This is a genomic window from Actinoplanes sp. TBRC 11911, assembly GCF_012933445.1.
Lineage (GTDB): Bacteria > Actinomycetota > Actinomycetes > Mycobacteriales > Micromonosporaceae > Actinoplanes.
The window spans coordinates 101,622-126,299 of record NZ_JABBNC010000027.1 but is presented as its reverse complement, the minus strand read 5'-3'; the positions used below and the strand labels follow the sequence as shown (position 1 = coordinate 126,299).

Here is a 24,678-nt window from a genome sequence, read left to right as displayed (position 1 = left end):
TCGGCTTCTGGATGGCACACCACGAAGTCGACGATCATTGTATGGCCGGCCTGCGCGCGAGCGATGAGAATTGCTCGATCATGAGCTGGCGGCGCACCACCTCGCTGTTGCCCTTACCGGATAAGCAGGAACATCCGCCGCTCCGCGTGGGCTTATCTTTGGTGTGGCCACACGAACTGCCTCGTCAAGGCTCTGCGTCACACACGATTAAGGGTTCCCGATTATCGACGGCGGCGGTGGACGGAGGCGATGCCTCCGACCACAGCCGGGCGGCTCACACGTGGCGAGGGGTCTCGCAGACGTCGTGGGTCGCGACGTCGAGCGCTTGCCGGTGAAGAGTGTCGAGATGTCCCAGCACTGTTGCGGTCTGCGCCGCGATTGCCAGACTGATCGAGCAGGCCAGAGGCTCTGCACGCAGGTGTGCCGTCGTCTTCAGCTCGTCGAGCAGCTGGGTGGTGAGCTGGTCGAGCTCGATGCGGATCTGGCCGAGATCGGGCCGGGTCGTCGGCGCCTCTTCAGGGTGCGCCGTCCACCGCGCGAAATCACCCTTCTGGACGACCTTGCTGGCACTGATCTGGTCCTTAAAGAATGCGACGGTTGCCGTCGGGTCCAAGCCCATTTCGGTGGCTCGCTGACTGACCTCATCGAGTTCCTGTTGTTCGCGCACCGGGTCGTCGATGGGAGAGCTGGTGCCAAACTTCGCGGCCGCGACGTCATCGCTGATAAACAAACGCTTGACGACGAGGTTCGTGAGAGTTCCCAAAGGCCCAACCGACGCTGAGTGACTCGGTGTTGTTGATATCGCCTGACTGTGGTCCGCCGGTGCGGCCATCGCAGGAACGGTGCCTATGAGCGCAGCGCCTGCGGCGGCCGAGGCCACCACGAGGACACCTACGCTGAACTTCCTGATTTTCATGACTACTCCTTGCGTGAGTCGAACCCCATCTACGGCGGGCCGGGATTTGATCATGCCCATGACAACTCAGACGCACATGAGCGTGGCTAGTTCTGCTTCTTTCTGAGATAGAGGTCGCAATCTCGGTATCTGGGCTCGGGCGGCCTCAAGGCGATGCTCTCTCATCACGCCACAACAGACCTGATTGCGATAGTGACGGCCGGCATGTGGCAGCGAACATGCAAGACGAACCGATCGCCGCGGACTCTGTTTCGATGTCGAAGACCGAAGATGAGCGTCGATTGTCGACAACTGGAGGCGATGTCGCAGATCATAATGGTGAACCAGCGAGATAGGAGCAGCCGATGCAAGCTCGAACTCGACCGTGGCATTTCTCGTTGCTGTGTGCGCCGGCGTACAAGCCCATCGACGTTACCGTGCAGCGAATTCCTCTCTGGGGGACGCCAAGATGAGCAGCGACGACAAGGCGTCCCAAACGGAGTCCAAGGATGACGTTAATCTCAACAAAGGAACGTCTGGGTGCGCACGATACGACGCCGGCCCGCGGCTGTGCCGAAACTGCGCGTTCGCCGGGGCGGTGGCTGCTCGTGGAGGCTGGAGACCCGAAATCCGGTTGCTCTGTTTCGGTTTCCGGGTCCCCGGATCAACACTACGGCAGCCCGTACGGCTGGTGGGTCTGAGCATCAGGCTGCGCAGTCTCAGGTCGGCGCGACGCGGCATTGGCCGCTCGCGGTCGAGCCGGCAGGGCCTGGTGAAGCTTATCCGTGCGGGCTGACCTGGATGTCGGCGTCCCACCAGGCTGCCTCACGCAACGTCGCGATCAGCTGCGCTTGAACCTCTGGATCCTGCCGATCGATGAACAGCACGCCGTCTAGATGATCGGTCTCGTGTTGTATACACCGGGCGAGCAGCCCCTTGCCGACAATCTGAACGGGGTCGCCGTGGGAGGTGTAGCCCGTAGCTGCCACATTCATCCGGCGCTTGGTGTCAAGGTAGATCCCCGGGATGGAAAGACACCCTTCAAGCCCGTCTTGCATCTCCTCGTCGGGGAACTTCAGGCCGGGGTTGACCAAGTGGTCCAGCCGCAAGCGGTTGCCGGGCAGGTGCGGGTTGATGGCGAATACTCGCAGCCCCACGCCGAGCTGTGGTGCAGCCAGGCCGGCGCCACGTGACGCCTTCAGTGTCGCGTTCAAATCTCTTACAAGGCGGCGAAGCTCTGCGTCGAAATTGGTCACTGGCTCGGCGACCTGGCGTAGTACCGGATCGCCGACCTTCAGGATGGGCAACACCGACATCCAGAAACCCCTTCTCAGCAACGACATCTGATCGTGCGGAGGCCGGACCTCCACACGGACGATGAAAGAGACGATGGAACTATGATGATTGGTACCGCATTGCTCCTACCTGGCAGTTTGGTGACGACGCGCAATAGGAGAGCTTGGAAACCCAGTGACCGTGGAACCCGTGGGTCGTCCGCCGGTTTGTCATTACTCACGATCAAAAGTGATAAGGACGCCAGGAGGGGAACGATGCTCACCGAGCATCTGACTATACCTTATAATACTCAGATGTGTCAGGGCGGAGTATGGAGACCGACACCACAGCCTGATCCGCCGACGCCGACGCCGACGCCGACGCCGAGGTCCGGCAAACGCATGTGGTCGTTGTTGTCTGACGCTTCGACCGCGAGTCCAACCCTCTCCAGTGCGGTGTCCTTTGCCTCGATTCAGGCGGTCGGACCCTCGTGCCACGCAGTCCTTTTGATTGGGGTAGCGGACGAAGCCGCCGGTGGGCCGGTTGACGAGGTCCGACGATCGCGGCGCCTTGGCTCGGACGCCCGCGGGGTGCGGCTGTGGTCGCTGCTGCTCGGGGGTCAAGACCGTGGCGGGTACGCTCGGCGCTACGCTAGCTTGGCGATCTGGTAGTCAGATACTAGGGTGGTGAGTAGGAAGACCAAAATGCCAGCCCGTGCTGTGTGCGCCGGGGCGCCGTCGCCGGAATCTCGTGGTGATTGACGGTGACGAGTTCGTGAAATCGACATCGATGTGACCGCTAGTCCCGCGTGCGGGGTTCCGGCGAAGAGGTCTGGCGGCAGGGGCGAACGGTTCGGTGCTGATGAGCAGCTTCGGCGGTAGCCCGCCACGTGACCGCGGCGCGGCTCTAACACGGCCCGCGCTCGCCGCCGCCGGCGGCAGCTGCGGGCAGCAGACTTACAATGGAAGGCGAGGTGTGAACCCTCATGTTGTACGAACCTGATTCACCGGTGACTCGCGATGACACTCGGTTGAATATCGCTGACCTGTACGTGTTTCGCGGCGAAGAAGGAACAGTCTTCGTGATGAACGTCAACCACTCGTTCTTCGCCGATGTCACTGGGAAACAGTCACCCGCCGGATATCACCCAGAAGCACGGTACGAATTTAGGCTTGACACCGACGGCGACGCGAGAGAAAACGTGGTCTACCGGTTTACCTTCGGCGAGCTGGACAATTCTGGACGGCAGGCCCTGACGCTGCAGGCGCTGTATGACACTGCCAGTGCTTTGTCGCACGCTGAAACCGAGAACGTTACGATCCTCGAGGGCGTCACCGGCCAGACTGTGACAGCGCCCTCTGGCACACGGGTATGGACCGGACGCGCCGGGGATCCGTCCTGGATCGACACGGGGGACCTCTCCGCGGCAGAACGACCGTTCGCCAGGCAGAGCGTATATACCATCGTCTTGGAGGTTCCGGACGATGAACTCCAGCCGATGCTCGCGGATGATCAGCGGTTCACCGTCTGGGCGCTGACCAGTCTGGTCACGGGCGTTGACGGATGGCAGCCGGTCAAGCGAGTCGGTTTCCCGATGATCCATCCGCTCTTCGCCGAGTTTGACGAGCAGTGGGGCGAGGAGCTGAACCACACGCCTCCGGCCGACGACACCGTCAACTACGGCAAACAACTCGCCAGCGCGATCGCTGCTCTCGTCGCCGCGTACGGCAATGTGCTTGATCCGCAGGCATACGGCGCAGCTTTCGCCGCCAGGTTTCTCCCGGATGTGCTGCCCTACACGCTGGGTACCCAGGCGGTCTACGGATTCTTGGAGATCAACGGACGGTCGCTGATCGACAACGCGCCAAACGTGATGTTCTCGATGGCGACCAACACTCCTGTGCTGATCGGGTTGGACAACTCCACGATGACCGCAGCCTTCCCTTATTTTCGCGAACCGTCGTGACGTCCGGTCAGGCGTCATCTTGTCGGGGCCAGACTGCCATGGCCGTGTCCACGATCTGGTGCAGCTGCTTCCGGGTTGCCCCACCGGCAGCCTGGACCGCGATGCCCTGGTAAATGGTGGTGAAGTAACGTGCCAGCCGATCAGGGTCGGCACTGGCCGGAATCTCGCCGTCTTTGCGGGCGCGCCGTAGCCGCTTACGAAGCGCCGCCTCTCCGGCCGCCCGACGAGCGGTCAGCTCGTCGTGCGCCGCCTGCGCACCCGGCGAGAATGGCAGCGCGCCCTGCACGGTGATACACCCCCGAGGGTGTTCGGGATCGGTTGTCGCGTCGGCGGCGCCATGCAGCAGCGCCTCGACCGCGTCGCGTGCTGTGGGGCGGGCCATCGCCTCACGGATGTAACGGGCCGGGCCGTCGGTGTAGCGGTCGAGCACCTGGTGGAAGAGTTGTTCCTTGTTCCCGAAGGCGTGGTAGAGGCTGGGGGCGTTGTTGATGCCCATCGCCTTGGTCAGGTCGGAGATCCCCGTGCCCTCGTAGCCTTGGCGCCAGAAGACCTCCAGGGCTCGGTCGAGAGCCGCATCACGGTCGAACGAGCGCGGCCGTCCACCAGCCATCGTCGCCTCCAGTTCACGCCAATCATTGTCCCGGTCACTAAAATACCGCGACGGCAACCACCACCGGGGCGCAGGCCCTGCAAGCTGTCAGCGTTGTGTCAAGCCCTTCGTAGCAGTAGAGGCGGGGGAGGGCAGGGGACCCGGTGGCAACCGACGGGACTCGCCAAGCCGTTCGGTAAATACGATGGCAAGAGACGGGCTGACGGACTCGTCAACCCGCTCTCTTCGGCCGTTCTGTATGCCGCCTCTCAGGCGTTGTATCCGCCGTTGGCGTCCAGTTTCGCCCCGGTGATGTATGACGCAGCAGGGCTGGCCAGGAAGACGATTGCCGCCGCGATCTCGTCGGGGTCGGCGATACGCTTCAGCGATAACGAACTCACCAGGGCCTCGAGGACCTCAGGCGGCGGCTTCATCGTCGGGCTCTCCATCAGCCCCGCTTGCACGACGTTGGCTGTGATACCGCGAGGCCCGAGGTCCCGCGCCGCGCCGGCGGTGTATCGCTCGATCCCGGACTTACTCGCAGAGTAGTCGGCCAGACCTGGCAGACCGACCAACGTGCCAAGCCCTGAACTGATCGAGACGATGCGCCCGTTGTCGCGCATGACCTTGGAGGCGGCTCGGATGAGGGCGATCACACCGAGGTAGTTCGTTGCATGCATCCGATCCTGCGCGGCGGTGTCCGCGTCGGGATCGTCCACCGTGCGTCCCTGCTCGACCGAGATCGCCGCATTGTTTACGAGGATGTCTAACCCCCCGAATTCTGCCACTACCTCGCCGACCAACGCTGCTGCGCGGCCGGTGTCGGCCTGATCGGAGCGAAACGCGACAGCTTTGCCGCCTTTGGAGTGCACCTCCTCGACGACTGTTTCTGCGAGCTCACTCGAGCTGTGATAGGTGAACGCCACGTCGGCGCCTTGCTCGGCGAGCATCTTGACGGTGGCCGCCCCTAAGCCTCGCGAACCGCCAGTCACTAGGGCGACCTTCCCTGTAAACGGTTTGTTCATTACTGTTCCTCGCTCACGGATCGTGATGGGACGTGTGGGTCGGGCAGGTGCACGACTCGCCTGCGTTCTTTACCGTACGCTAAAAAACTAGTGCGGACCGTCCTGAATGTCAACGCAGCACATGACTGTGGCGCAAAAGGCATCCGCTTGACGCGCGATCGTCGTGACCCTAGATTTTTAGTCGGCGGTAAAAAATACCCGGTAGGGCGGTAGATGTGGACACATGCCGTCGCGAACCGCCGAAGCCCGCGGCGATACATGAGGAGGTTCCACCTTGGCCACGGCAGTCACCTTCTACGACCTGCCCGACTACCTGGCTTTCTGGCACCCTGTTGACGATGCCGAGGTTACTGACGACTACCTCGCGCGCACGGCACTGTCGACTGACTCGGCCTACGTCAGGCTACGGGTGAAGAACTGTTCGCCCGACCTACACGCTCGTGACGTGATCGTCTCATGGGGATCGCCGGTGCCGACTGGCCGGCGGGTCGCCCCGCAGGCACCGCCCATCTTGTCCAGCGATGCTCAGCAACTCGTCGTCGTGGGCGGCGACACCGTCGCCGCCCACGACGAGATCGGCGATATCGGACCGCAAGAGACCAGCGCAACGCTCACGTTGACCCGACGCACTGTTCCCGCCATCCACGCCGGTGCGGAACGATTAAAACTGATGGCCGTGGCCGCGGAATGGAGCTGACACGTAGGGACGGATTTCCCGCCGTGTCCGCCGATCGCGGATCGCTTGGCTCCTCGGTGTTGCCGGGCGGTGATTGCCCGAAGCGGCCACGCAATCGCAACGAAGCAGATCTCGCTGGCGGGCATCCGTCCGGGCAAGCCAGCTATGGAGTCTAGTTAAGGCGTCGAGATGAGTACTTTTGCAGGCGATGAGGATCTTCACGGCAGCAGCACCATCCGTGACCTGGTGAGCGAGATCGCCGGGCCGGTCCTGCAGCCAGGTGACGAAGGCTATGAGAGTGAGTGCGCCGGCTATAACCTGTCCGTACCGTTACGTCCAGCAGTGGTCGTCGGAGCGACGACTGAGCGCGACGTCCAGGCAGCAGTGCGATTCGCGGCAAGGAAGTCAATGCCGGTCGCTGTCCTGGGCAGTGGTCACGGCAGCATGGTGCCTGCCGAAGGCGCTCTATTGATCAATACACGACGGATGGACAGCGTTACTGTCGATGCGTGGGCTGGCAGCGCCCGCGTCGGTGCGGGAGTCCGGATGCATCGCCTCGTCGAGGAGACAGCGCCGTTTTTGCTGGCACCGTTGACCGGCAGCGCGGGCGGCGTCACGGTGGCCGGTTATACCCTCGGCGGCGGCCTTGGACCGCTGAGCCGCGCCTACGGCTTCGCCTCCGATCGGGTCCTCACCTTCGACCTCGTCACCGCGGATGGCGTCCTTCGGCATGTCACCCCCGACACCGAACCCGAGTTGTTCTGGGCGGTGCGCGGCGGCAAAGGCAACTTCGGGGTGGTGACGGCTATCGAGGTTGGCCTCGTCCCAGTCGTCCGTCTGTATGGCGGTGTCCTGGTTTTCCCTGGCGACTGCATCGCCGAGGTGGTTGGCACCTGGAGCCGGTGGACTACAGACCAACCTGACGCGATGACTTCGTCCGTTGGGCTGTTGCGGGTGCCTCCCTTCCCGCCTTTTCCCGAGCTGTTGCGGGGCAAGCTCATCGCGCAGGTCCGTGTTGCCTATCTAGGTGGCACCCGTGAGGGCGAGCGCCTGATCGAACCGCTTCGGGCCATCGGACCTCGGCTCTTGGACACCGTGGCGGAAATGCCATTCGCGGAGATCTACTCGATCTACAACGAACCCGTCGACCCGCTGCCTTTTCATGATCGATCCCTGCTGTTGCGCGATCTGCCGGCTGGGGCAGTCGAGGCCCTGGTCCAGCTCGCCGGCCCTGCTGCGGATAGCCCTGTGGTTCTGACCGAACTGCTTCATCTCGGCGGAGCACTCACGCTTCCCGCGTTTCATCCCAGTGCCGTCGGCGCCCGCGACGCGGGCTTCGCGTTGCATACTCTCGGCCTTGCCTCACCGGACGAGATGGCCGCTCTGAATCTGCACCTCGACGAATTGATCCAGCGACTCGCCCCGTGGAGCACCGGGCGCCAGAACGTCAACTACCTCTCTGCAGCCGACGCCAATGCTGAAGGTGTCCGGCGAGCCTATGAAAGTGATACATGGGACCGACTTGTCGCGGTCAAGCGAACCTACGACCCGGACAACATCTTTCGCGTCAACTTCAACATCAATCCCGCGTAGCGAACGTTCCGTCGATGCCGTCGATCTCGCCGTGCCGCTCGAGTTCGACGGCGGCAACGCCACTCACCTCGGCGTAATGCTTGGCGCGCGGCGGCGTCGTGCTGGTGTGATGTCGGACTCGATAGAGGCGGAGGGCCTCATGCTCCTGACTATCTAATAGTATAGTCAGGAGCATGTCTGTTACTCCCCTGTCCGTATTGGAGATCCCTGCGTTCGTCACCGCGCATCCGACGGTCGACGTACGCGGAATCATCGATGTCGCGCAAACCGTCGAGCGTCTGGGTTACCAGCGAATCTGGTACGCAGAGCGACACAAATCCCTTGCGTATCCGCCTTTTCCGCCGGCTGTGAGCATTGCCCGGGTGGCGTCGGCAACCTCGTCGATCCGGGTGGGCTCCGGCGGTGTGCTCGCGGTCAACCATGCGCCACTGGCGGTGGCTGAGCAGTTCGCGGCGTTGACCGCGTTTTTCCCTACGCGGATCGACCTAGGTATCGGCAAAGGACCCGGTACAGTCGATCAAGCGACAGCTAGGGCACTTCGTCCGGGCGCTGAGCCGGTCACCGACGAGGGATACCACCGTGGCGTGGCCGACATCCTGCGACTCATCGGTGAACAGCCGGACCCGGCGGAAGCGTGGATTCTTGCTTCGAGCCCCTCGGGTGCCCGGCTGGCTGCCGACCTCGGTCTGCCGATGGCATTCGCCTACCACATCAGGCCGCAGCAGGCGGTAGAGACGCTGGAGTACTATCGCACTGCGTTCCGGCCCTCGCGATGGAACGACAGCCCTCGGGTGATGCTGTCGATCCAGGCTATCTGCGCTGAGACAGACACTGAGGCTGACGCGTTGGCCCGTCCCATTGAGATCCACCGGGCCAGGCAGGCCATCAATCACACTGATCAACCGCTGCTGGACATGACCAGCGCCGCTTCGTACGAGTTCACGGCGCAAGAGAACGCGGCGGTCACTGGATTGCGCGAGCATGCGGTGCAGGGCAGCCCACGGGTCGTCCACGAGCGCTTAACGGCGCTGACAGCCCAGTTCGGAGCGGACGAACTTATGTTGTGGACCCCCATCATCGACGCCAAGGAGCGCGCCCGTTCCTTTGAGTTGATCATGGGCGAGTCTTGATCGAGTTCATCGAATGTAGTGCAGTCATCGAACCCGAGCCGCTACAGCCTGCGCCGCCGTAAGCCGCGGCCCGTCGTGCCTGTCGTCGGTCGTCGAGGCCAATTCGTACGGGGGGACGCCTACGGTCTCGGTGATGGTCATGTCCATCGTCACTCGGGATCTGACTTGATGGGCAGGTAGCCAGTCGCTAGCGTCGTGCATGAGGATTTCGATGAGAGTGGAGCACGCGCCGCCAGCCTAATCTGCGTCGGACGGGGCTGGAGGTACGTCCCGGTCGATGGTCCGTACCAGTCGAGGAGTTTGCATGGCTATTATCAAATCGATCCATTTCCTCGCCTTTCCGCAGTTCGGCGAGCAGGATTTGCTCGCCGCTTGGGAATTGTTCAGGTCATTGGCCTGGTCAATCAACAATCGAGGCGAGTCGCTCGAGGTTACGTTCGGCGCCTTCTCCGGAAGCGAGATCACGACCCACATGGGAGCCCATGTTCGTAACGAACGCGAGATCACGCCGGATGACCGTTTCGATCTGCTTTACATACCAGGTGGCATCGGAGCTGGCGCAGCCTCGAAAGACCCTGCAGTACTTGACCTCATCCGGGCGCATCACGCGGAAGGACGCTGGGTGGCCGGCAATTGCGCCGGTGTCGGAGTTCTGCACCGCTCCGGCATCCTCGAAGGCCGCGAGGTGACTACGCCGGGAACGCTCTCGCGCCGGCTGGCTCAGCTCGGCACGAAGGTCGTGACCCCACGGCGGGCCTGGCGGGTCGACCCCGAGAATAAGTTGTTCACGGCGGGTGGCGCCGGAACGGTGCACGCCGCCACGATCGCACTAATTTGGCATCTGTTCGGTGAAGGGCACGGCCGGGATCTCGCCGCAACCTGGGATTCGCTGCCGCTGCACGGCGAGAGCCTCTTCGCTCTCGACGGTCCCGTGATGCGGGAAGATCCGCATGACCGATCTCGGGTTCAGGACACATGGGAGAATGTCTTCTTGCCCGACTGATTAGTAGAACGTGGTGCCCCGTCAAATTCGGCAGTTAGCACGGGAGTTCCAGCAGCCTGGCCTCGTTTTGGTAATCCAACGTTGACAGTGCATATCGGTGGCGGCGCGAGGACGGTGACGCGGCGGTGTCAGGCGGACTGCTTTGGCCTGCGGCGGGTGGCAGCGCCCGTCCTTCGCTTTTCCTGGGCCAAGGCTCCGTTCGCCACGATGGCAAGTTCATCCAGTCCTAGGTCTGTCGCTGAGGCGCTTCGGGCGACGATCTCGATGGGCTCTCCAGTGGCGCGCTCCACGAGCCTCAGCGGCTCGCCACCCTCTGGCTGGAGGTACTTGTCTCCCCACTGTTTGAGCGCAAACAGAGCGGGCAAAAGATCTTTGCCTTTGTCGGTGAGCAGGTACTCGTAGCGGGTGCGCTGGCCCGGCTCCTGGTACGGCTCCTTGGTGAGCAAGCCCAGCTCGGTGAGGTGCTTGAGACGGGTGGCAACGATGGCGTCGGTGGTCTTGGTGCGCCGGACGAAGTCGTCGAAGCGCGTTGTTCCATAAAGCGCCTCGCGAAGGATCACGATCGTTGACCGGTTGCCGATGGCGTCCATCGTCATCGAGATCGAGCAGTCGTCGAGTGTCCACGTGCTGCGATCTGCGAGGTTCCCTTCGAAGATGATCGACATATCTACTCCTCACTGCGACATCAGTGTTAGAAGTATAACGCTGACTACTCCCTACCTGAGTTAGCACAGGGCAGTCTGTCGTGTGGTACGTCACCACCATCCGCTCGGATGCGGCTACCGCCGGCGTCCCCCCACGGTTCCTCTGCCGTACGACAGGCCAAGATCCACAAGAGCCTCAGCAATGCGACCCTGTTAGATGTCGCATTGCGGAAAGGACCTTTCATGACCCGGCACACCGGCATGCCTGTGCGACGCGCCTCAGGCACGGGTGACATGGCCACGGCGCCACCCTGATTAAAGACAGCCTCGTCGACCTCGACATCGTCTCGTTTCTGCTGCTCGATCCGGCCGGGCGCGGACCTGGTCTCAGGCCGGGTGCTGGATTCTCATCGAGAACGCAATCATCGGGGACGTCGAGGCCCTGATGACCGACGACAGCACTGTGGGCCACCATTTTCGGGTAAAGCGAGCTCTGCAGCACCGGCGTGGTGTGACCCCGCCGGCTCTTTCTCCGAGCGCGAAAGTACGTGACTTGGCTCGCTGAACCTGCCGGTACTGATCGGGCCCACTCGAGCACGTTGATGTGTTGATCGTGCCCATCGATGCGGTCGAACCACGCTGGCACCCGCTATTTCTCGCTGTGCGTGCTGGCCGCAGAACTGATGCAGGGATAACCGGCTGCTCGACCACACCTGCACTCGGCTCGAAGCTACCGGGCACCCCGCTTACCTTGAAAGCCACTGGCCTCGACAACAAAGCTGCACGAGCGGCACGGCTACTACGCCGTGACGCGGCCCCGCCTCCACCGTATCCGGCGGCCTGCCCTCTGACCTTTCAGATACCGGTTGCCTGTACCTATGTCACGCCCCGGAGGTGGTGTGTCGAGTCGTCATCGAGCTCGCCCAGCGTTCAGTGGTATGTCTCGGCGTCTCGTACCACACAACAAGCGCCCGCGAAACCGTTGCCGGAACGACGACGACGGTGTCTTGACCCCGCTGACTCCGCACTCTGGGCCGAAGAGCGCCGTCATGTGAGGCATCGAACATCGGACGGGGCGTGCCTACGTGATCGGCGTTCACCCATGGGATATCAGCGTCGACGCCGAAGCCCCGAGTCAGGATCCCCGATCATCAATTCGACCGGGCCACTCGTATGAATTGCTCAGACTGGAGGTATCTTATGACGAACGATGTTGAGAAGATTCCCACCCTGCTCGCGCCGTTAATCCGGGCCGCTGCTGCGGACATTGACGCGGGCAGCGACCTTCCCGCGAGGCTGCGTACCGAGCTGCGGGAGGCGGGAGCATTCCGCATGCTCACGCCGAAGAATCTCGGTGGGGCCGAGGCGCCGCTGACCACTACAATGACGGTGTACGAACAACTCGGCCGCCTCGATGCCTCGGTCGCTTGGGTGGTGTGGAACGCAAACTTCGGCTTTATCGGAGCAATGATGGAGGAGGCGGGGACCGCGCGTATTTGGGGCGAGTCAGAGCCCGTCTTCGCCAACTCCGGAATGCCTGGTGTGGCGGTACCGGTCGAGGATGGCTACCGGGTGTCGGGTAGCTGGCGGCTCGTCAGTGGTGTCAACGGCGCTGACTGGGTGATCGTAATCGCCGGCGTTGTGGAGGACGGATCGCCGCGACTCACCGAAGCTGGTACACCAGACGTCCGGCTCTTCCCGGTGCGCCGGGACCAAATCACTATAAAGAACACCTGGAATGTGAACGGTCTACGGGGTTCTGGCAGCGACGATATCGTCGTCGACGGCGCGGTGGTCGCCGAGGCCCTGGTGGTCCGGCTCGACCGGCCAGCTGTCATCGACCGGCCGCTCTACCGGGGGTTCATCCCGGCACTCGTCATTCCCGGCTGCACCGCGGTGGTGGTCGGTCTGGCCCAGACTGCTATCGACGAGACCGTGAAGCTTGCGACGGTAAAGACGGGGATGAGCGGGTCACGGCTTGCGGAGCTCGCACACACCCAGTCGGTTGTCGCACGGTCGCAATCCGCCCTCGATGCCGCTCGGCTGCTGCTGTTCGACACGATCGCGAACGTTGACTCTTCCCTGCGGCGTCGAGCCGCCATGCGGTCAGCGATGAGTCACGCCGCTCAGGTTGTTCGCGAGGTGCTAGTCGCGATGTATGAGCTGAGCAGTTCCTCGTCGCTCTACATCGGCAATCCGATCGAGCGGCTGTTCCGCGACGGGATGGTGACGCTTCAGCACGCGAACCACTCAGCCACGCTGTTCGACGCTGCCGGCCGTGTCAGGTTTGGTCTCGATCCGGGCGTTTCCTTGTTCTGAGCTGCCTTCGATAGAGGCTGGGATGACGTTCACGCCATAGGCGAGTGTCATCCCAGCCAAGGGAACCGGGTCGCGGGAAGTGCGTGGAGCGCATCGCCACAGAGGTAGGAGGAAAGCGACTGAGAGGGATGAGTCGCGAGTTGCCGCCGGGTCTTCATGACGCCGGCGATCAACGCGTTGCTGGCTGCGCCTACCGCGCTTCCTCGGCACCAGTCGCCTGGGGAAGATTTCCGCCAGGGTGATCGCTGCTCGAGCTAGTGCCCTGACCAAGAACGTTCACGGTGTTGGATGACACGCCGTCCGGGCTGGTGGCCGGATGGCGGTGCGGCGGTCAGGCTGTGGTGGTGGCAGATCCAGTACGAGTGCGGCGGCTCAGCGACCAGGAAGGTCAACAGCTGCTGCGCATTACCCGTCGAGGCACCGGCTCACCGATCCGATTACGGCGGGCCATGGTTGTGCTCGCGTCGGCAGGCGGGAACACGGTGCCGGCGATCGCCCGCCTCGTGCAGGCCGATGAGGACACGATCCGGCAGGTCATCCACCGGTTCAACGAGATGGGGATGGCCAGCCTGGACCCTCGGTGGGCGGGTGGCCGTCCCCGCCTGATCAGTAGCGACGACGAGCAGTTCATCGTCACGACGGCCAATACCCGTCCCGAGGCCTTGGGGCGCCCGTTCACCCGGTGGAGCATTCGCAAGCTGGCCGAGCATCTGCGCTCGCTGGCCGCCCGCCCGATCGAGATCGGGCGCGAACGGCTGCGACTGCTGCTGATCAAGCACCAGATCACGTTCCAGCGGACCAAGACGTGGAAGGAATCGACCGACCCGCAGCGCGACGCGAAACTCGCCCGCATCGACTACGTGACCACGCATTTTCCGCAGCGGGTGTTCGCGTTCGACGAGTTCGGGCCACTGGTCATCCGTCCGCAGGCCGGTTCCGGCTGGGCCCGCAAAGGCCATCCGCGCAGGCTGCCCGCGAACTATCACAAGCTGCACGGTGTCCGGCAGTTCCACGGCTGCTACTCGCTCGGCGATGACCAACTCTGGGGCGTCGTGCGGCGACGCAAAGGTGCCGCGAACACCTTGGCCGCGCTCAAGTCGATCCGTCGGGCACGCCCGGACGGAGCACCGATCTACGTCATCCTCGACAATCTGTCCGCGCACAAGGGCAAAAGGATCCGGGCGTGGGCAGCGCGGAACAAGGTCGAGCTGTGTTTCACACCGACCTACGCGTCCTGGGCGAACCCCATCGAGGCCCAGTTCGGGCCGCTACGCACCTTCGTGATCGCCGGCTCGAACCACCCGAACCACCCCGCGTTGACCCGTCACCTGCACAACTACCTGCGCTGGCGCAACGCCAACGCCCGCCACCCCGACATCATCGCAGCCCAACGCCGCGAACGCGCCCGCATCCGCAGCGAACGCCAACGACGCTGGGGCCAACCCGCCACCCGAGCAGCCTGACCCCAACACCTCAAACGTTCTTGGTCAGGGCACTAGCTCGGTTGCTGTCCATGATGATCGCGATGTCGTTGAGGGACAGGTCGGTACCGGAGGCGCCGCGTGCCACTATTCTCACAGGCTCTCCAGTGGCGCGCTCTTCCAGTCGCAAGGGCCTGGTGCCTTCCGGCTGGAGATAATTATCGCCCCATTGCAGGAGGGCGAACAGCGCTGGCAACAAGTCCGAGCCTTTGTCAGTTAGTACGTATTCATAGCGAGTGCGCTTGCCGTGGTCTTGGTATGGGTGCTTGGTGAACAATCCCAGGCCGGTGAGGTGCTTGAGGCGGACGGCGACGTTTGCTTCGGAGCCCTGGGTGAAGCGCACGAAGTCATCAAAACGTGTGATCCCATAGAACGCCTCGCGCAGGATCAGAATTGATGACCGCTGGCCGATGGCGTCCATCGTCATCGCAATCGAGCAATGCTCGAGTGCCCAGGCGCTGCGATCCCCGAGTTCTCCTTCGAAGCTGGTATGCATACGACTCCTCCACTGCGGTGACAGGAAACTAGAAGTCCAGGAACTGGCTACTACATCATCAAGTCAGGGTGTCTGTTTACCTTGTCCTTCAGCCGAAGGGCCAGCGTTTCAGCAATTGCTCCAGCCGTCGGTTGAGTCGGCCGGCGCTGTACGGTTGCTACACGGTGGCCTACCGACTCCCGGGACGGCCGGCGTCAGTGCGTGCACTGATGGATTAGCTACCTCGGCAGGGTTATGACCTCTGGTCGCGACTGGCTAAACCCCCTGAGGCTGGCCAGCACCTGCGGTAATCAACTCGCGGTCCTCTGAATATCATGAACGGTAGCCAGAACCAGGTCTGATCTACCACTGTCTGTTCGGGAGATCTCGTCCCTTGTCGGTAGGTCTCCAATGGTGGACGGAGAGGGAATCGTCCGGGTCGTCCAGTGAGTGGAGCGGCCGGGCTGTCAGCGACACTGGTATGCCGAGCGCGATATCCCTTGTATACGCCTCATTCCAACCGACCGATGGTCGCGATTCGCGTGGCAGCCGGCCACGGCGTCAACCGAGTCGGGTCCGGCATCGCGGTAAACCACATGCCGTACGCGCTTGCCGGACAGTTCACGACCTCATACTTTTTGGCACATATCGATCTGGGGATCGGCCACTGTCGGGGCACATCGTATGAACCGGCCGCCCGGGTTCTTGCGTCGTGGTACCCATCCAGCCGCCAACGAGGAATATCGCCAACCGTCACGGGGATCATGGATTTGGCCGGGCGGAGAGCCAGAAGCTCGGATCTAAGCGTCCAGCTTACGGCAGGCGCAACGCTGGCCGCGGAGCCGGGTCTGCCGATGGTCTTCGCCTACCACATCAGGCTACAGCACGCGACCGAGTCGATATCTCGCGATCGGCCCTCATTCTGGCAGTGTAACCAGGTCCGTCCGTGTGGGTCCACGACCGCGCGTGCTGACGAACTGCCAGCCCGTAGCAAGAGTGCGGCCGCCGTCTTGGCAACAAACCTTGACATGGCGACGTCGCGTGTCTTAGTTTTTTAGCGACCAGTAAAAATTAGTCCTGAGGAGATCGTCGTGTCGCACGGCAACGAACAGCTCATCCACCACCTGTACCAGGTTGCCGAGGATCAGGACGGTGCGGCCTTCCACTGCATGCTTCGCCCGAACGGCGTATTCACGAATATGGCCTTCGGGGCTGAAGGCTGAGGGTCGCGACGAGCTGGCGAAGGTCATCGCCGACGGACCCCACTGGTCATCTGTCCTTTTCGGCCACGTATCTGCCCGGCGTGTCGAGCGCCTCGGGACATCGTTCGTCGCCGCCCACTTCCATCTGGTTGTGTCGTCGTACAAAGGAAACCTATATTGAGAGCCGATTCTGTGCTCGTCGCTGGCGGGGGCGTCGCTGGCTTGGCCATCGCTCGCGCGATACGCAACCGAGGTATACGCGCGGTGGTCGTGGAGCGGGCCGCACGTACTTCGGCACCGGGGTTGGCCATCAACCTGGCGGGCAATGGGGTGGCCGCGTTCGCCCATCTGGGTCTGAGCGACCGCTTGAACAAGGTCGGTCAACCGACCCGCCGCCGCGAGTACCGGTCGTCCGGTGGAACACTCTTATTTGAGATTAATGAAGACGAATTTTGGGGTCCACACGCCCGTCCGCGCTGCGTGCGTCGGTCTGATTTGCTAGCGATGCTGGACATGCAACACGATGACACCCGACGGTCAGCGGCTGTCGAATCGGTACGTCCACGCGATGGTGGCGCTGAGGTCACGTTCGTCGGCGGTCAGGTGGAACGGTACGGGTTCGTTGTCGGCGCGGATGGCGTACGGTCCGTAGTCCGCGGTTCTGTTTTCCCTGGGCATCGATCACGTGCCGCGGTCGTCAGTACCGCGGCCTTTCGCATCATGGCGCCTAACCCTGGACTCGATTGCTACACGATGTGGTCAGGTGCGGGCAGCACATTTCTTCTGATACCGGTTGATGGCGACGAGGTTTACGCGTTCGCCTCCGCCACCGGGGGCGGACAGGTCGACGCGGATCCGTCATGGCTGGACCGAACCTTTGTGGACTACCCCGAGCCGGTCAAGGCGGTCTTGGCATACGCACGGCATCATCGCGAGGTCCTGCACCATTCACCGATCGAGGAGGTCCGGACCGACGAATGGTCGCGTGGACGTGTAGCGCTGATCGGTGACGCCGCGCACGCAACCGCGCCCGTGTGGGCACAAGGCGCGGCTCTCGCCGTTGAGGATGCACTCGCGCTTGCCAAGGTGCTGAGCGAGGGCGATTGGGATACCGCGGGGGTGCGATACCAACAACGGCGCCGCGAGCGCGTCCAGCATGTCCAGGTCATGACTGATCGTTTCTCTCAAGCATTGGCGTTGCCTGCGAATGTGCGTGAACGCAATATGGCGATCGCGGGGCCCAAGGCCTACCACGAGGTGTTCGGACCGCTTCGCGATGGGAGAGCATGGCGCTAACCCGTGTAGCACTCTCGCACGCACGCGTTGCGAGGCCGAGCACGACGGGGCCCGACGGCTCTGCGCGCGTAGTTGATTCGCGATCTCCGAATTTGCCGGAGACTGCGTAGCCGCAGCATCTGGCCCGGGGCCGGCTTCAGCGGGTTCCGCGATGCCGGACCCGGATGTCGCAGGAGAAAAAACGGCCAGGCACTTGTCTGTCACGCCACGCGGCCGCACATGTCGCGCTGGAGCTTCGGGTCCAGCTGACGTTGTTGGCGCGGTGCTCGTTGCGCTCAGCACCAAGCGCCGTTGATCAACCCTGCTACGAGGGAGGCGAAGGCTACCGTGGTGAGGGGATCTTGCGGTGGTCGACGAAGGCCGTGGTGTCCAGCGGCAGCGTGATGCTGAGCACAGCAGTAGCTGGCCGATGCAATTCCGCCTCCGCTGGCGCGGCGGCTGGGAGGGAGTCGGTGGTGGCCGCGAGCCCGGAGGCGGCCGAGGACGTATCGATGCCCAAGTAGGGAAGTTGCAGACTATTAAACTTGATAGTTAGGCGCGTGATGGGTTAGTGTGGATGCGTTAACCGCCTCCGAAGAAGTGCCCGTGCCGCGACGGCGCGTGTCTTCATCTGCTTTGCAGCAGATGCCAATCAAGCTGATTCAGTCACTTGACTCAAGCATCATTCGCGCCACACCTCGATGCTGGTATCACATCAGTGTCGGCGTGGGGCTTCTATTGGTGAACTTCTCGTTCAAGACAGCTCGGCTCTTCGTGATCGACAGGCAAGAGTCCGCACATATCGCACCAACTTGAGGATCCTCATGTCAAAGCACTCCGATTACCAAGATCAATTTTCCCGGAGCGGGTCGCGAGTAGTTCCTACGGTCGTGCTGGTGCACGGAGCGTGGGCGGACGGCTCGAGCTGGGCAGCCGTCACCGATCAGTTGCAGCGTGAGGGCTACACCGTCGTCGTCGCGCCCAACCCACTACGCGGGATCGACTACGACAGCCGATATCTGGAGGACTATCTCGCCACGATTGCTGGACCGATCGTGCTGGTCGGCCATTCGTACGCTGGCATGGTCATTACCGCGGCCGCCGCCAACAACGAGCACGTGAGCGCCCTCGTCTATGTCAACGCGTACATACCGGTGAATGGTGACACCGTCATGAAGCTCACCGCTTCTCAGCCAGGATCGACTCTGGATCCGGAGCGGTCGGTCACCGCGGTGCCGCTCCATGACGCCTCAGGAAACACGATCGACGTTGACGTCTACGTCAAGGCCGACTATTTCGGCCAGCTCTTCGTGAGCGGCCTCGAAGGCGCAACCGTTGCAGCGCTTGCCGCGAACCAGCGTCCACTGACATTGTCGTCACTCTCCGAGGCGTTTACAGGCATACCTGGGTGGACAACCATCCCGTCGTGGGCCTTCGTGGGGACGACCGACCAGGTAATCCCGCCGGCGGCACAACAAGCGATGGCCAAGCAGGCAAACGCACGGGTGGTCAACGTCGACGCGCCCCACCTATCGATGGTCACCCATCCGCATGCGGTCGCCGACCTGATCGGTGAAGCCGTTCGCGGCAACTAGGCTAGCTCATTTCATCCCTTGATGACGGCATCGGCATCGGCACGTCATGACCCCTGAGCCACTGCTGGTTCGTCCATGAGGCCGCCGAAGTCGGTGCCGGCCGAAGTACGCGGCACGTCGTCGGGACGCCGTGTTGACTGTCAGGTCGTCTCGCAGCCGCGCCGGCACCGGAGAGGATTGATGATCAGCAGATGCCGACGGCGGGATCAGGATTACCCGTCGGGCATGCGGCGGCGATGTCGACCGGAAGCGGATACCGGCACCTCGCCGGGGTGCGATAAGAAACGCAAACGGCGGTCAGCGAACGGCTTGTGTGCATGACGCCGTCGCACCGGTTTGAAGGCGGGCGGCGGTGTCAGCCGCACCCGTGGGTCCTTGGGACGCCGTCGGAACTTACATAGTCGAGAAGCAACGCTGGGCGCGCGTTTGCTATGGCCTCTCGTCAGATCGAGAACGACCGGGAGACCAGGTAAGTGTCCTCGTACAGGTGAAGGCGAACGATCTTCGAATCCTTGACGCGCAGGAGCATGATCAGCGGCGTAGTGAAGCGTTTGCCGCTACGTGTGAAGGTATGTGTGGCTTTGGCGACGACGACTGCATCGTCGTCTTCCACGATGATGTGGTCCACGGCATATTCGCTTTGGCCAGGCCGAAACGCCGAATTCATGGTCTTAAAGAAAGCCGGCACGTCGGAGCCTCGGGTCCGTGGGCCGGTCCAAGGCAGATCAGTATCGCCCGGTACGTACCAGTCGATGCTTTCAGCGAAGAGGTCCTTGATACGGTCGACGTCATCCCCGCCGAGGAGATGTAAGAACTCTTCGGCGCGTTCGCGGGTGTCGTCCGATTGAACCCTTGCGTTTACCATAGTGACCCTCCGTTGTGAATGACCTATCGAGGCTATGTCACGGTGAGCCGGACTGTCGTCAGTCAGCCGACTGAAAGCGTCAGACACGGACATTGAGGGATCTTGGACCTACCCAGCGAATCAGTCGATTGTCGGTGATGGGCCACTCAACGAACCGTGACCGGTCTGCAACGTTTCGGCATTCGCCGCAGTCTGGTGATCAGGAGGGCCCCGGTCCACTTCGGTCGGGAGCTAAATCGAGCTCACCGTAGCCGACAAACTCCGAGGCGCCGTAGTGAATCTTTGCGCGCTTCCAGTTGCCGCCGGCCTCGGCTACGAGCCGCGTGATCAACGAGAGGTCTGACCGGGAACCTACCTCGATCAACTGTCCAACCAGGGTTACCGAGCCGCCGCCCCACGCATGGCCATGACAATGGGAAACGCGTGTTCAAGCCCAGCTGATCGACCGATGGTCGAGAGCTATCGCTTGCTGGGACGCGGACCGCCGTGTCTAGGGCGCGGGCGTCGCCACCATCAGGGAGTACCTCAAGTAACGGATGGTCATCGTCAGCCCGGACGGGCTGGATCGACCATCCGGCAGAGTCCGTCCCTCGTGTTGTCGACATTGCCGAGGCCTAGTTTGCGTGCCGAGTAACGACAACATGTGCCATTCGATGTGACTTAAGACTCCACGACAGACGTGGCCTAACCGTTAATAAGTATAGTTAGGACGACGATCGGCGATCCGCATCACCGTCGGTCGCCGATCGGATTGACCAAGTGCTGAGAGCGGGGATCCGGGCCGTGACGGTAGAAGGATTTGATGTTGTTGGACTGCGCCGGGTAGTCGAGGGGCCGGTACTGCTTCCCGGGGACGACGGGTATGCGACCGAGGTCTCTTCGTACAACCTGAACAATAAGATCGAGCCGGCCGTCGTCGTCGGCGTCACCAACGCCGACGACGTGCAGGCCGTGGTGCGGTTCGCCGCCGAACACGACCGGCCGGTGGCCGTACGGGCAACCGGGCATCAGGTAGTCAACAACGCACACGACGCTGTTCTGATCAACACCTCCAGGATGCAACGCGTCTGGATCGACCCGGACACTCGCACTGCCCGGGTCGAGCCCGGCGTCCGCTGGGGCGCCGCGATCGCGGCGGCTGCTAAGTACGGCCTCGCCCCGATTAGCGGCTCGTCTCCAACGGTCGGCGTCATCGGCTACACCCTCGGCGGTGGCCAGAGTCCAGTATTGGGCCGATCGCACGGGTACGCGGCGGATCACGTTTCACGGATCGAGGTCGTGACCGCAGATGGAGAGTTGCGACGAGTCACCGCGGATGAGGATCCGGATCTGTTCTGGGCGTTGCGCGGTGGCAAGGGCAATTTCGGTGTGGTGACGGCGATCGAGTTCGGGCTGTTTCCGATCTCAGAGTTCTATGGCGGCGGGGTGTTCTTCGCTGGTGAGCGGATGGCTGATGTGTTGAGCGCCTGGAGCACCTGGGCACCCACGCTGCCGGAGCAGGCGACGACATCGTTCGCGGCGCTACGCCTGCCACGTCTGCCGGAGCTGCCGCAGCCACTGCAGGGCGCGTTTGTACTGCACGTCAGGTTTGCCCATCTGGGGTCCGCCGCCGACGGCGATCGACTGCTTGCACCGATCCGCGCGGTCGCGCCCCCGGTACTCGACATGATCGCGATACGCCCGTACACCGAGACTCCGCTGATCCACCTGGATCCGGCAGATCCGCTGCCGTACGTCGACCGCACCTCCACGATGAGGGAGTTCTCCGCAGAGGCGGTCGATGCCATGGTGGAGTTTGCCGGCCCGGGAACGAACAACCCGCTGTTGATGGTCGAGATCCGTGCTCTCGGTGGCGCGTTAGATCGTGAACCCTTGGTTGCAAATGCGGTGCCCAGCCGGGGCTTTCCGTTCGTGCTGTTCGGTCTCGGGATGGGCGGGCCCGATCAGGCCGGTGCGCTGCAGGGCTGGCTCGAGCGCATGGTCGACACGTTCGAGCCGTGGGTGGTCGACAGTCGCCGCGCGCTGAACTTTCTCTCCAAGGACGAAGCGACGACGTCTGAGGGGGTGCGCCTCGTATATGGCGCCGAGCGTTATGACCGGCTTGCTGGTATCAAGAAGCGCTTTGACCCACACAACATGTTCCGCATGAACCACAACATTCGGCCGATGTCGAGTTAGACGCAGCAGTGCCGGAAGCTCGTTCACGAGTCAATGACGTGTGGCAACAGGTAGGCGACACCCGGAGAGCCTGTCTGAGAAGCGCTTCGGGTTGAGTGTCAACGGGCGCGTCGGCTGGCCGTGATGATGATCATTGACCGTTGGATGATGGTGGTTCTGCCGGACCGCGGCGAAGGTCTCACCTCCGCACCCGGAGCGTATGGAAATTCCAGTTTCGTGGACGCTCGCCGCGTGAAGAACGATTGGATCATTGCCACCGGCTACGCGTGGGCCCGCGGCGACGTGCGCCACGAACCTGCACCGGAACGTGCGCTACCGGGTCGCCGTCAGGTCGGCGACCGCCACCTCGCGGCATTGCACGCCTGTGTCCACTCCAGATCCCTGCTCGCCGATGTCGGTCATGAACGGGGCAGGCCACCCAGCTTTGACTGACCACACCGCTGAGACTTGACAACTGTCAAATTGAAGATATGTTGACAAGTGTCAAGCCGCTATCTCCGTGATCGAGGGCAGCTGGTACCACATGTCTCACCGTAGAATCGAGAGACGTCCCTATGACTTTTTCATTGGCTCAACTCCCTGCCAATGACCCGCAGTGGAACAGGCGGGGCGCGCTCTACGTCCCGTCTGGCCAGGGCCCAACGGTGTGGGCGGTGGGCGACGTCTACACCATTAAGGCGACCGGGGCACAGACGAACGGTGGATTTGGTTTCATCGTGGCCACGGTGCCTGCCGGTGGTGGTCCTCAAGCCCATGTTCACCCCGAGGAGGAGGATCCTTGACGGTGAACTGGAGTTTCTCGACGGTGACCACGTCTTCACCGCTCGTGCCGGGGACTTTATCCACGTTCCGCGGGGGATCCGCCATCGTTTCAAAAACAGGGGCGCCCACGCAGCGAGGATGATCTTCATGTTCACTCCTCCTGGGCCCGAGCAGGTCATCGCCGACTACGCCCAACCGGTCCAGTACGGCCAGGCGCCGCCGTCGCAAGTCGACGACGACCAGCTCGCCAGGTATGAAGAGATGGTCCGGTTGACAGGGGTGATCAACGTTCCGGAAGCAACATAATCCTGTTCTTGGCGCTGAGCTGATTCCAGCGAATCAACTTATGTGTCGAGCCGATGCCTTTCGCTTGAGGCGCTCACCTTATGGGGAGTCGATGTCGGTACCAAGGCTGCCGCACGACGTTTCGAGCGCTCGAGGGTTCGCGACGGTCCGTCGAACGTCAGGACGGATGCGAGCGATGCATACACCACACGGACCGACCGGCCGCACCTCGGGCTCACCCAAGACGCTCTGTCCCAAACGCGTCGAGTGGAAGCGGATGCCTTGAAGCAGTACCCAAGAGCATGTGACGGGGCGGGATGAAACAATACTCGGGTGGCAACCCCTGGGGAGCGTAACGCTCCGATCACCCTGTCTGAGGCAGATATCTTGAAGCGCGGCCTCGAGGCTTTCGCCGAGTTGGGTTACGAGGGTGCGTCGGTGCGGGTGCTGGCCAGGCGGCTTGGCGTGAGCCATAACTTTATCAATGTTCGGTTTGGCTCCAAGGGCAAGTTTTGGCGGGCGGTGGTGGACGCCGCAATGACTTCTCTTCGTGATGATTTGGTTTGGGCGGCCGATAAGTCGTTGCCGGACGACCAGCTCCTGCGCGGTATTGTGTTCGAACTCTTTCGTCATGCAAGCAAGGTACCGGAGGTGAACCGGATCATCGCGGATGAGTCGGCACGTGAGTCGGATCGCCTGGACTATATAAATGTGCTGTACATTCAGCCCTTCTTTACCGTTCTGGAACCTATCCTCAGGCGGCTTATGGTGGCGCGCCAGATGCCGGACGCACCACTCGAGGTGGTGTTCGCCGCGATCAATGGGTCTGCGTTGGCATTGACCCACGATCCGCTTGTGCGACGGTTGGGAATTTCCTCGACGCCTGGACGTAGCGAGCGGGCGGAGCTGATGGCTCGTCTGCTCCTAGACGGGCTGCTACCACGGACAACCGGCGCCGCAGTGTAGGTCCGTCGGCCGGCAGCGTCTACCGGGACGCGGAGCCGCCCCTGACTGCTGACCGGAGCCGGCTGGCAACCGAGGCGACACACCTCCGACAGGGATTTGTCCACATATCCGGGCGAGACGGCTGTACCGGCGATTGGAACCTCAGCCGACCAGCTCCGAGCCAGGCAAGCGCGCAGCGGGATCCGTGTTTCCTGCGGCCGGAGCGACGACCACCGGTCAACTGCCGGACCCCTCGTGCTAGAGCGCATCCTGACGGATACGTAGGTCGATGTTGTTGTGTTGCGGCGCCTGAGCTGCCGGATCAGAAGTGGGAACGGCGGGCGCCGATAATGCTGAAAGGCGACGACGGGGATCACGCCTGCTGTCACGGCATCCGCCGGCGGGCGCTCGATGCCGAGTTCCATCGTGTTGGCGTCGAAGTGGATGGTCGGCGCGTGGCCACACGGGGTCGGGGTTGCGTCGCACCTGCGTGCTGCGGG

23 protein-coding genes are annotated in these 24,678 nt (G+C 62.7%); 14 read left to right on the top strand and 9 right to left on the bottom strand.

Going from position 1 to position 24,678, the window contains the following annotated elements; all coding sequences use genetic code 11:
• Window positions 1-274 precede the first annotated feature (274 nt).
• On the bottom strand, window positions 275-916 hold the full coding sequence (locus HH310_RS30080) for a chorismate mutase (protein ID WP_211192781.1): 642 nt from the start codon (window positions 914-916) through the stop codon (window positions 275-277).
• Window positions 917-1,674: 758 nt separating this feature from the next.
• The gene (def, locus tag HH310_RS30075) at window positions 1,675-2,211 is read right to left on the bottom strand and encodes a peptide deformylase (RefSeq protein ID WP_169179068.1); all 537 of its coding nucleotides are present in this window, start codon (window positions 2,209-2,211) and stop codon (window positions 1,675-1,677) included.
• A 944-nt stretch (window positions 2,212-3,155) separates the two neighbouring features.
• On the opposite strand from def, the gene HH310_RS30070 reads away from it, so the two are divergent.
• Entirely contained in the window at window positions 3,156-4,136 is a 981-nt protein-coding gene (locus HH310_RS30070) for a DUF4331 family protein (protein ID WP_169179067.1), read from the top strand.
• Window positions 4,137-4,143: 7 nt separating this feature from the next.
• Here the strand turns inward: HH310_RS30070 and HH310_RS30065 are convergent, their stop codons facing one another.
• Both HH310_RS30065 and HH310_RS30060 read right to left on the bottom strand, forming a co-directional pair.
• Window positions 4,144-4,746: a TetR/AcrR family transcriptional regulator gene (locus HH310_RS30065; protein ID WP_169179066.1), complete on the bottom strand. Its 603-nt coding sequence runs from the start codon at window positions 4,744-4,746 to the stop codon at window positions 4,144-4,146.
• Between the two features lie 248 nt (window positions 4,747-4,994).
• Entirely contained in the window at window positions 4,995-5,750 is a 756-nt protein-coding gene (locus HH310_RS30060) for an SDR family NAD(P)-dependent oxidoreductase (protein ID WP_169179065.1), read from the bottom strand.
• 274 nt (window positions 5,751-6,024) lie between these two features.
• Between HH310_RS30060 and HH310_RS30055 the strand changes: the two genes are divergently transcribed.
• Complete coding sequence (locus HH310_RS30055; protein WP_169179064.1) at window positions 6,025-6,447, top strand: hypothetical protein; 423 nt, start codon at window positions 6,025-6,027, stop codon at window positions 6,445-6,447.
• A 168-nt stretch (window positions 6,448-6,615) separates the two neighbouring features.
• On the top strand, window positions 6,616-8,019 hold the full coding sequence (locus HH310_RS30050; protein WP_169179063.1) for an FAD-binding oxidoreductase: 1,404 nt from the start codon (window positions 6,616-6,618) through the stop codon (window positions 8,017-8,019).
• Here the strand turns inward: HH310_RS30050 and HH310_RS30045 are convergent.
• A complete protein-coding gene (locus HH310_RS30045) occupies window positions 8,006-8,194 on the bottom strand; it encodes a hypothetical protein (RefSeq protein ID WP_169179062.1) in 189 nt (62 codons plus the stop codon). The genes HH310_RS30050 and HH310_RS30045 overlap by 14 nt on opposite strands.
• On the opposite strand from HH310_RS30045, the gene HH310_RS30040 reads away from it, so the two are divergent.
• Both HH310_RS30040 and HH310_RS30035 read left to right on the top strand, forming a co-directional pair.
• A complete protein-coding gene (locus HH310_RS30040; protein WP_169179061.1) occupies window positions 8,193-9,149 on the top strand; it encodes an MsnO8 family LLM class oxidoreductase in 957 nt (318 codons plus the stop codon). The genes HH310_RS30045 and HH310_RS30040 overlap by 2 nt on opposite strands.
• 304 nt (window positions 9,150-9,453) lie before the next feature.
• Window positions 9,454-10,152, top strand: a complete 699-nt coding sequence (locus tag HH310_RS30035) for a DJ-1/PfpI family protein (protein WP_169179060.1) — start codon at window positions 9,454-9,456, stop codon at window positions 10,150-10,152.
• Window positions 10,153-10,280: 128 nt separating this feature from the next.
• Here the strand turns inward: HH310_RS30035 and HH310_RS30030 are convergent, their stop codons facing one another.
• Complete coding sequence (locus tag HH310_RS30030) at window positions 10,281-10,817, bottom strand: helix-turn-helix domain-containing protein (protein ID WP_169179059.1); 537 nt, start codon at window positions 10,815-10,817, stop codon at window positions 10,281-10,283.
• Between the two features lie 1,179 nt (window positions 10,818-11,996).
• Between HH310_RS30030 and HH310_RS30025 the strand changes: the two genes are divergently transcribed.
• The gene (locus HH310_RS30025; RefSeq protein ID WP_169179058.1) at window positions 11,997-13,115 is read left to right on the top strand and encodes an acyl-CoA dehydrogenase family protein; all 1,119 of its coding nucleotides are present in this window, start codon (window positions 11,997-11,999) and stop codon (window positions 13,113-13,115) included.
• Between the two features lie 344 nt (window positions 13,116-13,459).
• Entirely contained in the window at window positions 13,460-14,578 is a 1,119-nt protein-coding gene (locus HH310_RS30020; RefSeq protein ID WP_312034411.1) for an IS630 family transposase, read from the top strand.
• A 10-nt stretch (window positions 14,579-14,588) separates the two neighbouring features.
• On the opposite strand, the gene HH310_RS30015 is transcribed toward HH310_RS30020, so the two are convergent.
• Entirely contained in the window at window positions 14,589-15,092 is a 504-nt protein-coding gene (locus HH310_RS30015; protein WP_169179056.1) for a helix-turn-helix domain-containing protein, read from the bottom strand.
• Between the two features lie 1,070 nt (window positions 15,093-16,162).
• Between HH310_RS30015 and HH310_RS45000 the strand changes: the two genes are divergently transcribed.
• Window positions 16,163-16,294, top strand: a complete 132-nt coding sequence (locus HH310_RS45000) for a hypothetical protein (RefSeq protein ID WP_282438569.1) — start codon at window positions 16,163-16,165, stop codon at window positions 16,292-16,294.
• A gap of 171 nt (window positions 16,295-16,465) precedes the next feature.
• A complete protein-coding gene (locus HH310_RS30010; protein ID WP_312034410.1) occupies window positions 16,466-17,569 on the top strand; it encodes an NAD(P)/FAD-dependent oxidoreductase in 1,104 nt (367 codons plus the stop codon).
• A gap of 322 nt (window positions 17,570-17,891) precedes the next feature.
• On the opposite strand, the gene HH310_RS30005 is transcribed toward HH310_RS30010, so the two are convergent.
• Window positions 17,892-18,068 carry a hypothetical protein gene (locus HH310_RS30005; RefSeq protein ID WP_169179054.1) on the bottom strand — a complete coding sequence of 59 codons (177 nt, stop codon included), beginning with the start codon at window positions 18,066-18,068 and terminating at the stop codon, window positions 17,892-17,894.
• Between the two features lie 181 nt (window positions 18,069-18,249).
• Between HH310_RS30005 and HH310_RS30000 the strand changes: the two genes are divergently transcribed.
• Entirely contained in the window at window positions 18,250-19,143 is an 894-nt protein-coding gene (locus HH310_RS30000; protein WP_396027553.1) for an alpha/beta fold hydrolase, read from the top strand.
• Window positions 19,144-19,585: 442 nt separating this feature from the next.
• Here the strand turns inward: HH310_RS30000 and HH310_RS29995 are convergent, their stop codons facing one another.
• Window positions 19,586-20,008 carry a nuclear transport factor 2 family protein gene (locus HH310_RS29995; RefSeq protein WP_169179052.1) on the bottom strand — a complete coding sequence of 141 codons (423 nt, stop codon included), beginning with the start codon at window positions 20,006-20,008 and terminating at the stop codon, window positions 19,586-19,588.
• Window positions 20,009-20,791: 783 nt separating this feature from the next.
• Here HH310_RS29995 and HH310_RS29990 point away from each other — a divergent pair.
• The 4 genes from HH310_RS29990 to HH310_RS29975 all read left to right on the top strand — a co-directional run bounded on the left by HH310_RS29990 (window position 20,792) and on the right by HH310_RS29975 (window position 24,199).
• Window positions 20,792-22,186 (top strand): FAD-binding oxidoreductase, encoded by a 1,395-nt coding sequence (locus HH310_RS29990; RefSeq protein WP_312034409.1) that lies wholly within the window; start codon window positions 20,792-20,794, stop codon window positions 22,184-22,186.
• Window positions 22,187-22,309: 123 nt separating this feature from the next.
• Window positions 22,310-22,618: a hypothetical protein gene (locus tag HH310_RS29985; RefSeq protein ID WP_169179051.1), complete on the top strand. Its 309-nt coding sequence runs from the start codon at window positions 22,310-22,312 to the stop codon at window positions 22,616-22,618.
• 303 nt (window positions 22,619-22,921) lie between these two features.
• The gene (locus HH310_RS43310) at window positions 22,922-23,254 is read left to right on the top strand and encodes a cupin domain-containing protein (protein WP_211192780.1); all 333 of its coding nucleotides are present in this window, start codon (window positions 22,922-22,924) and stop codon (window positions 23,252-23,254) included.
• Window positions 23,255-23,566: 312 nt separating this feature from the next.
• A complete protein-coding gene (locus HH310_RS29975; RefSeq protein WP_169179050.1) occupies window positions 23,567-24,199 on the top strand; it encodes a TetR/AcrR family transcriptional regulator in 633 nt (210 codons plus the stop codon).
• Window positions 24,200-24,678: the final 479 nt, after the last annotated feature.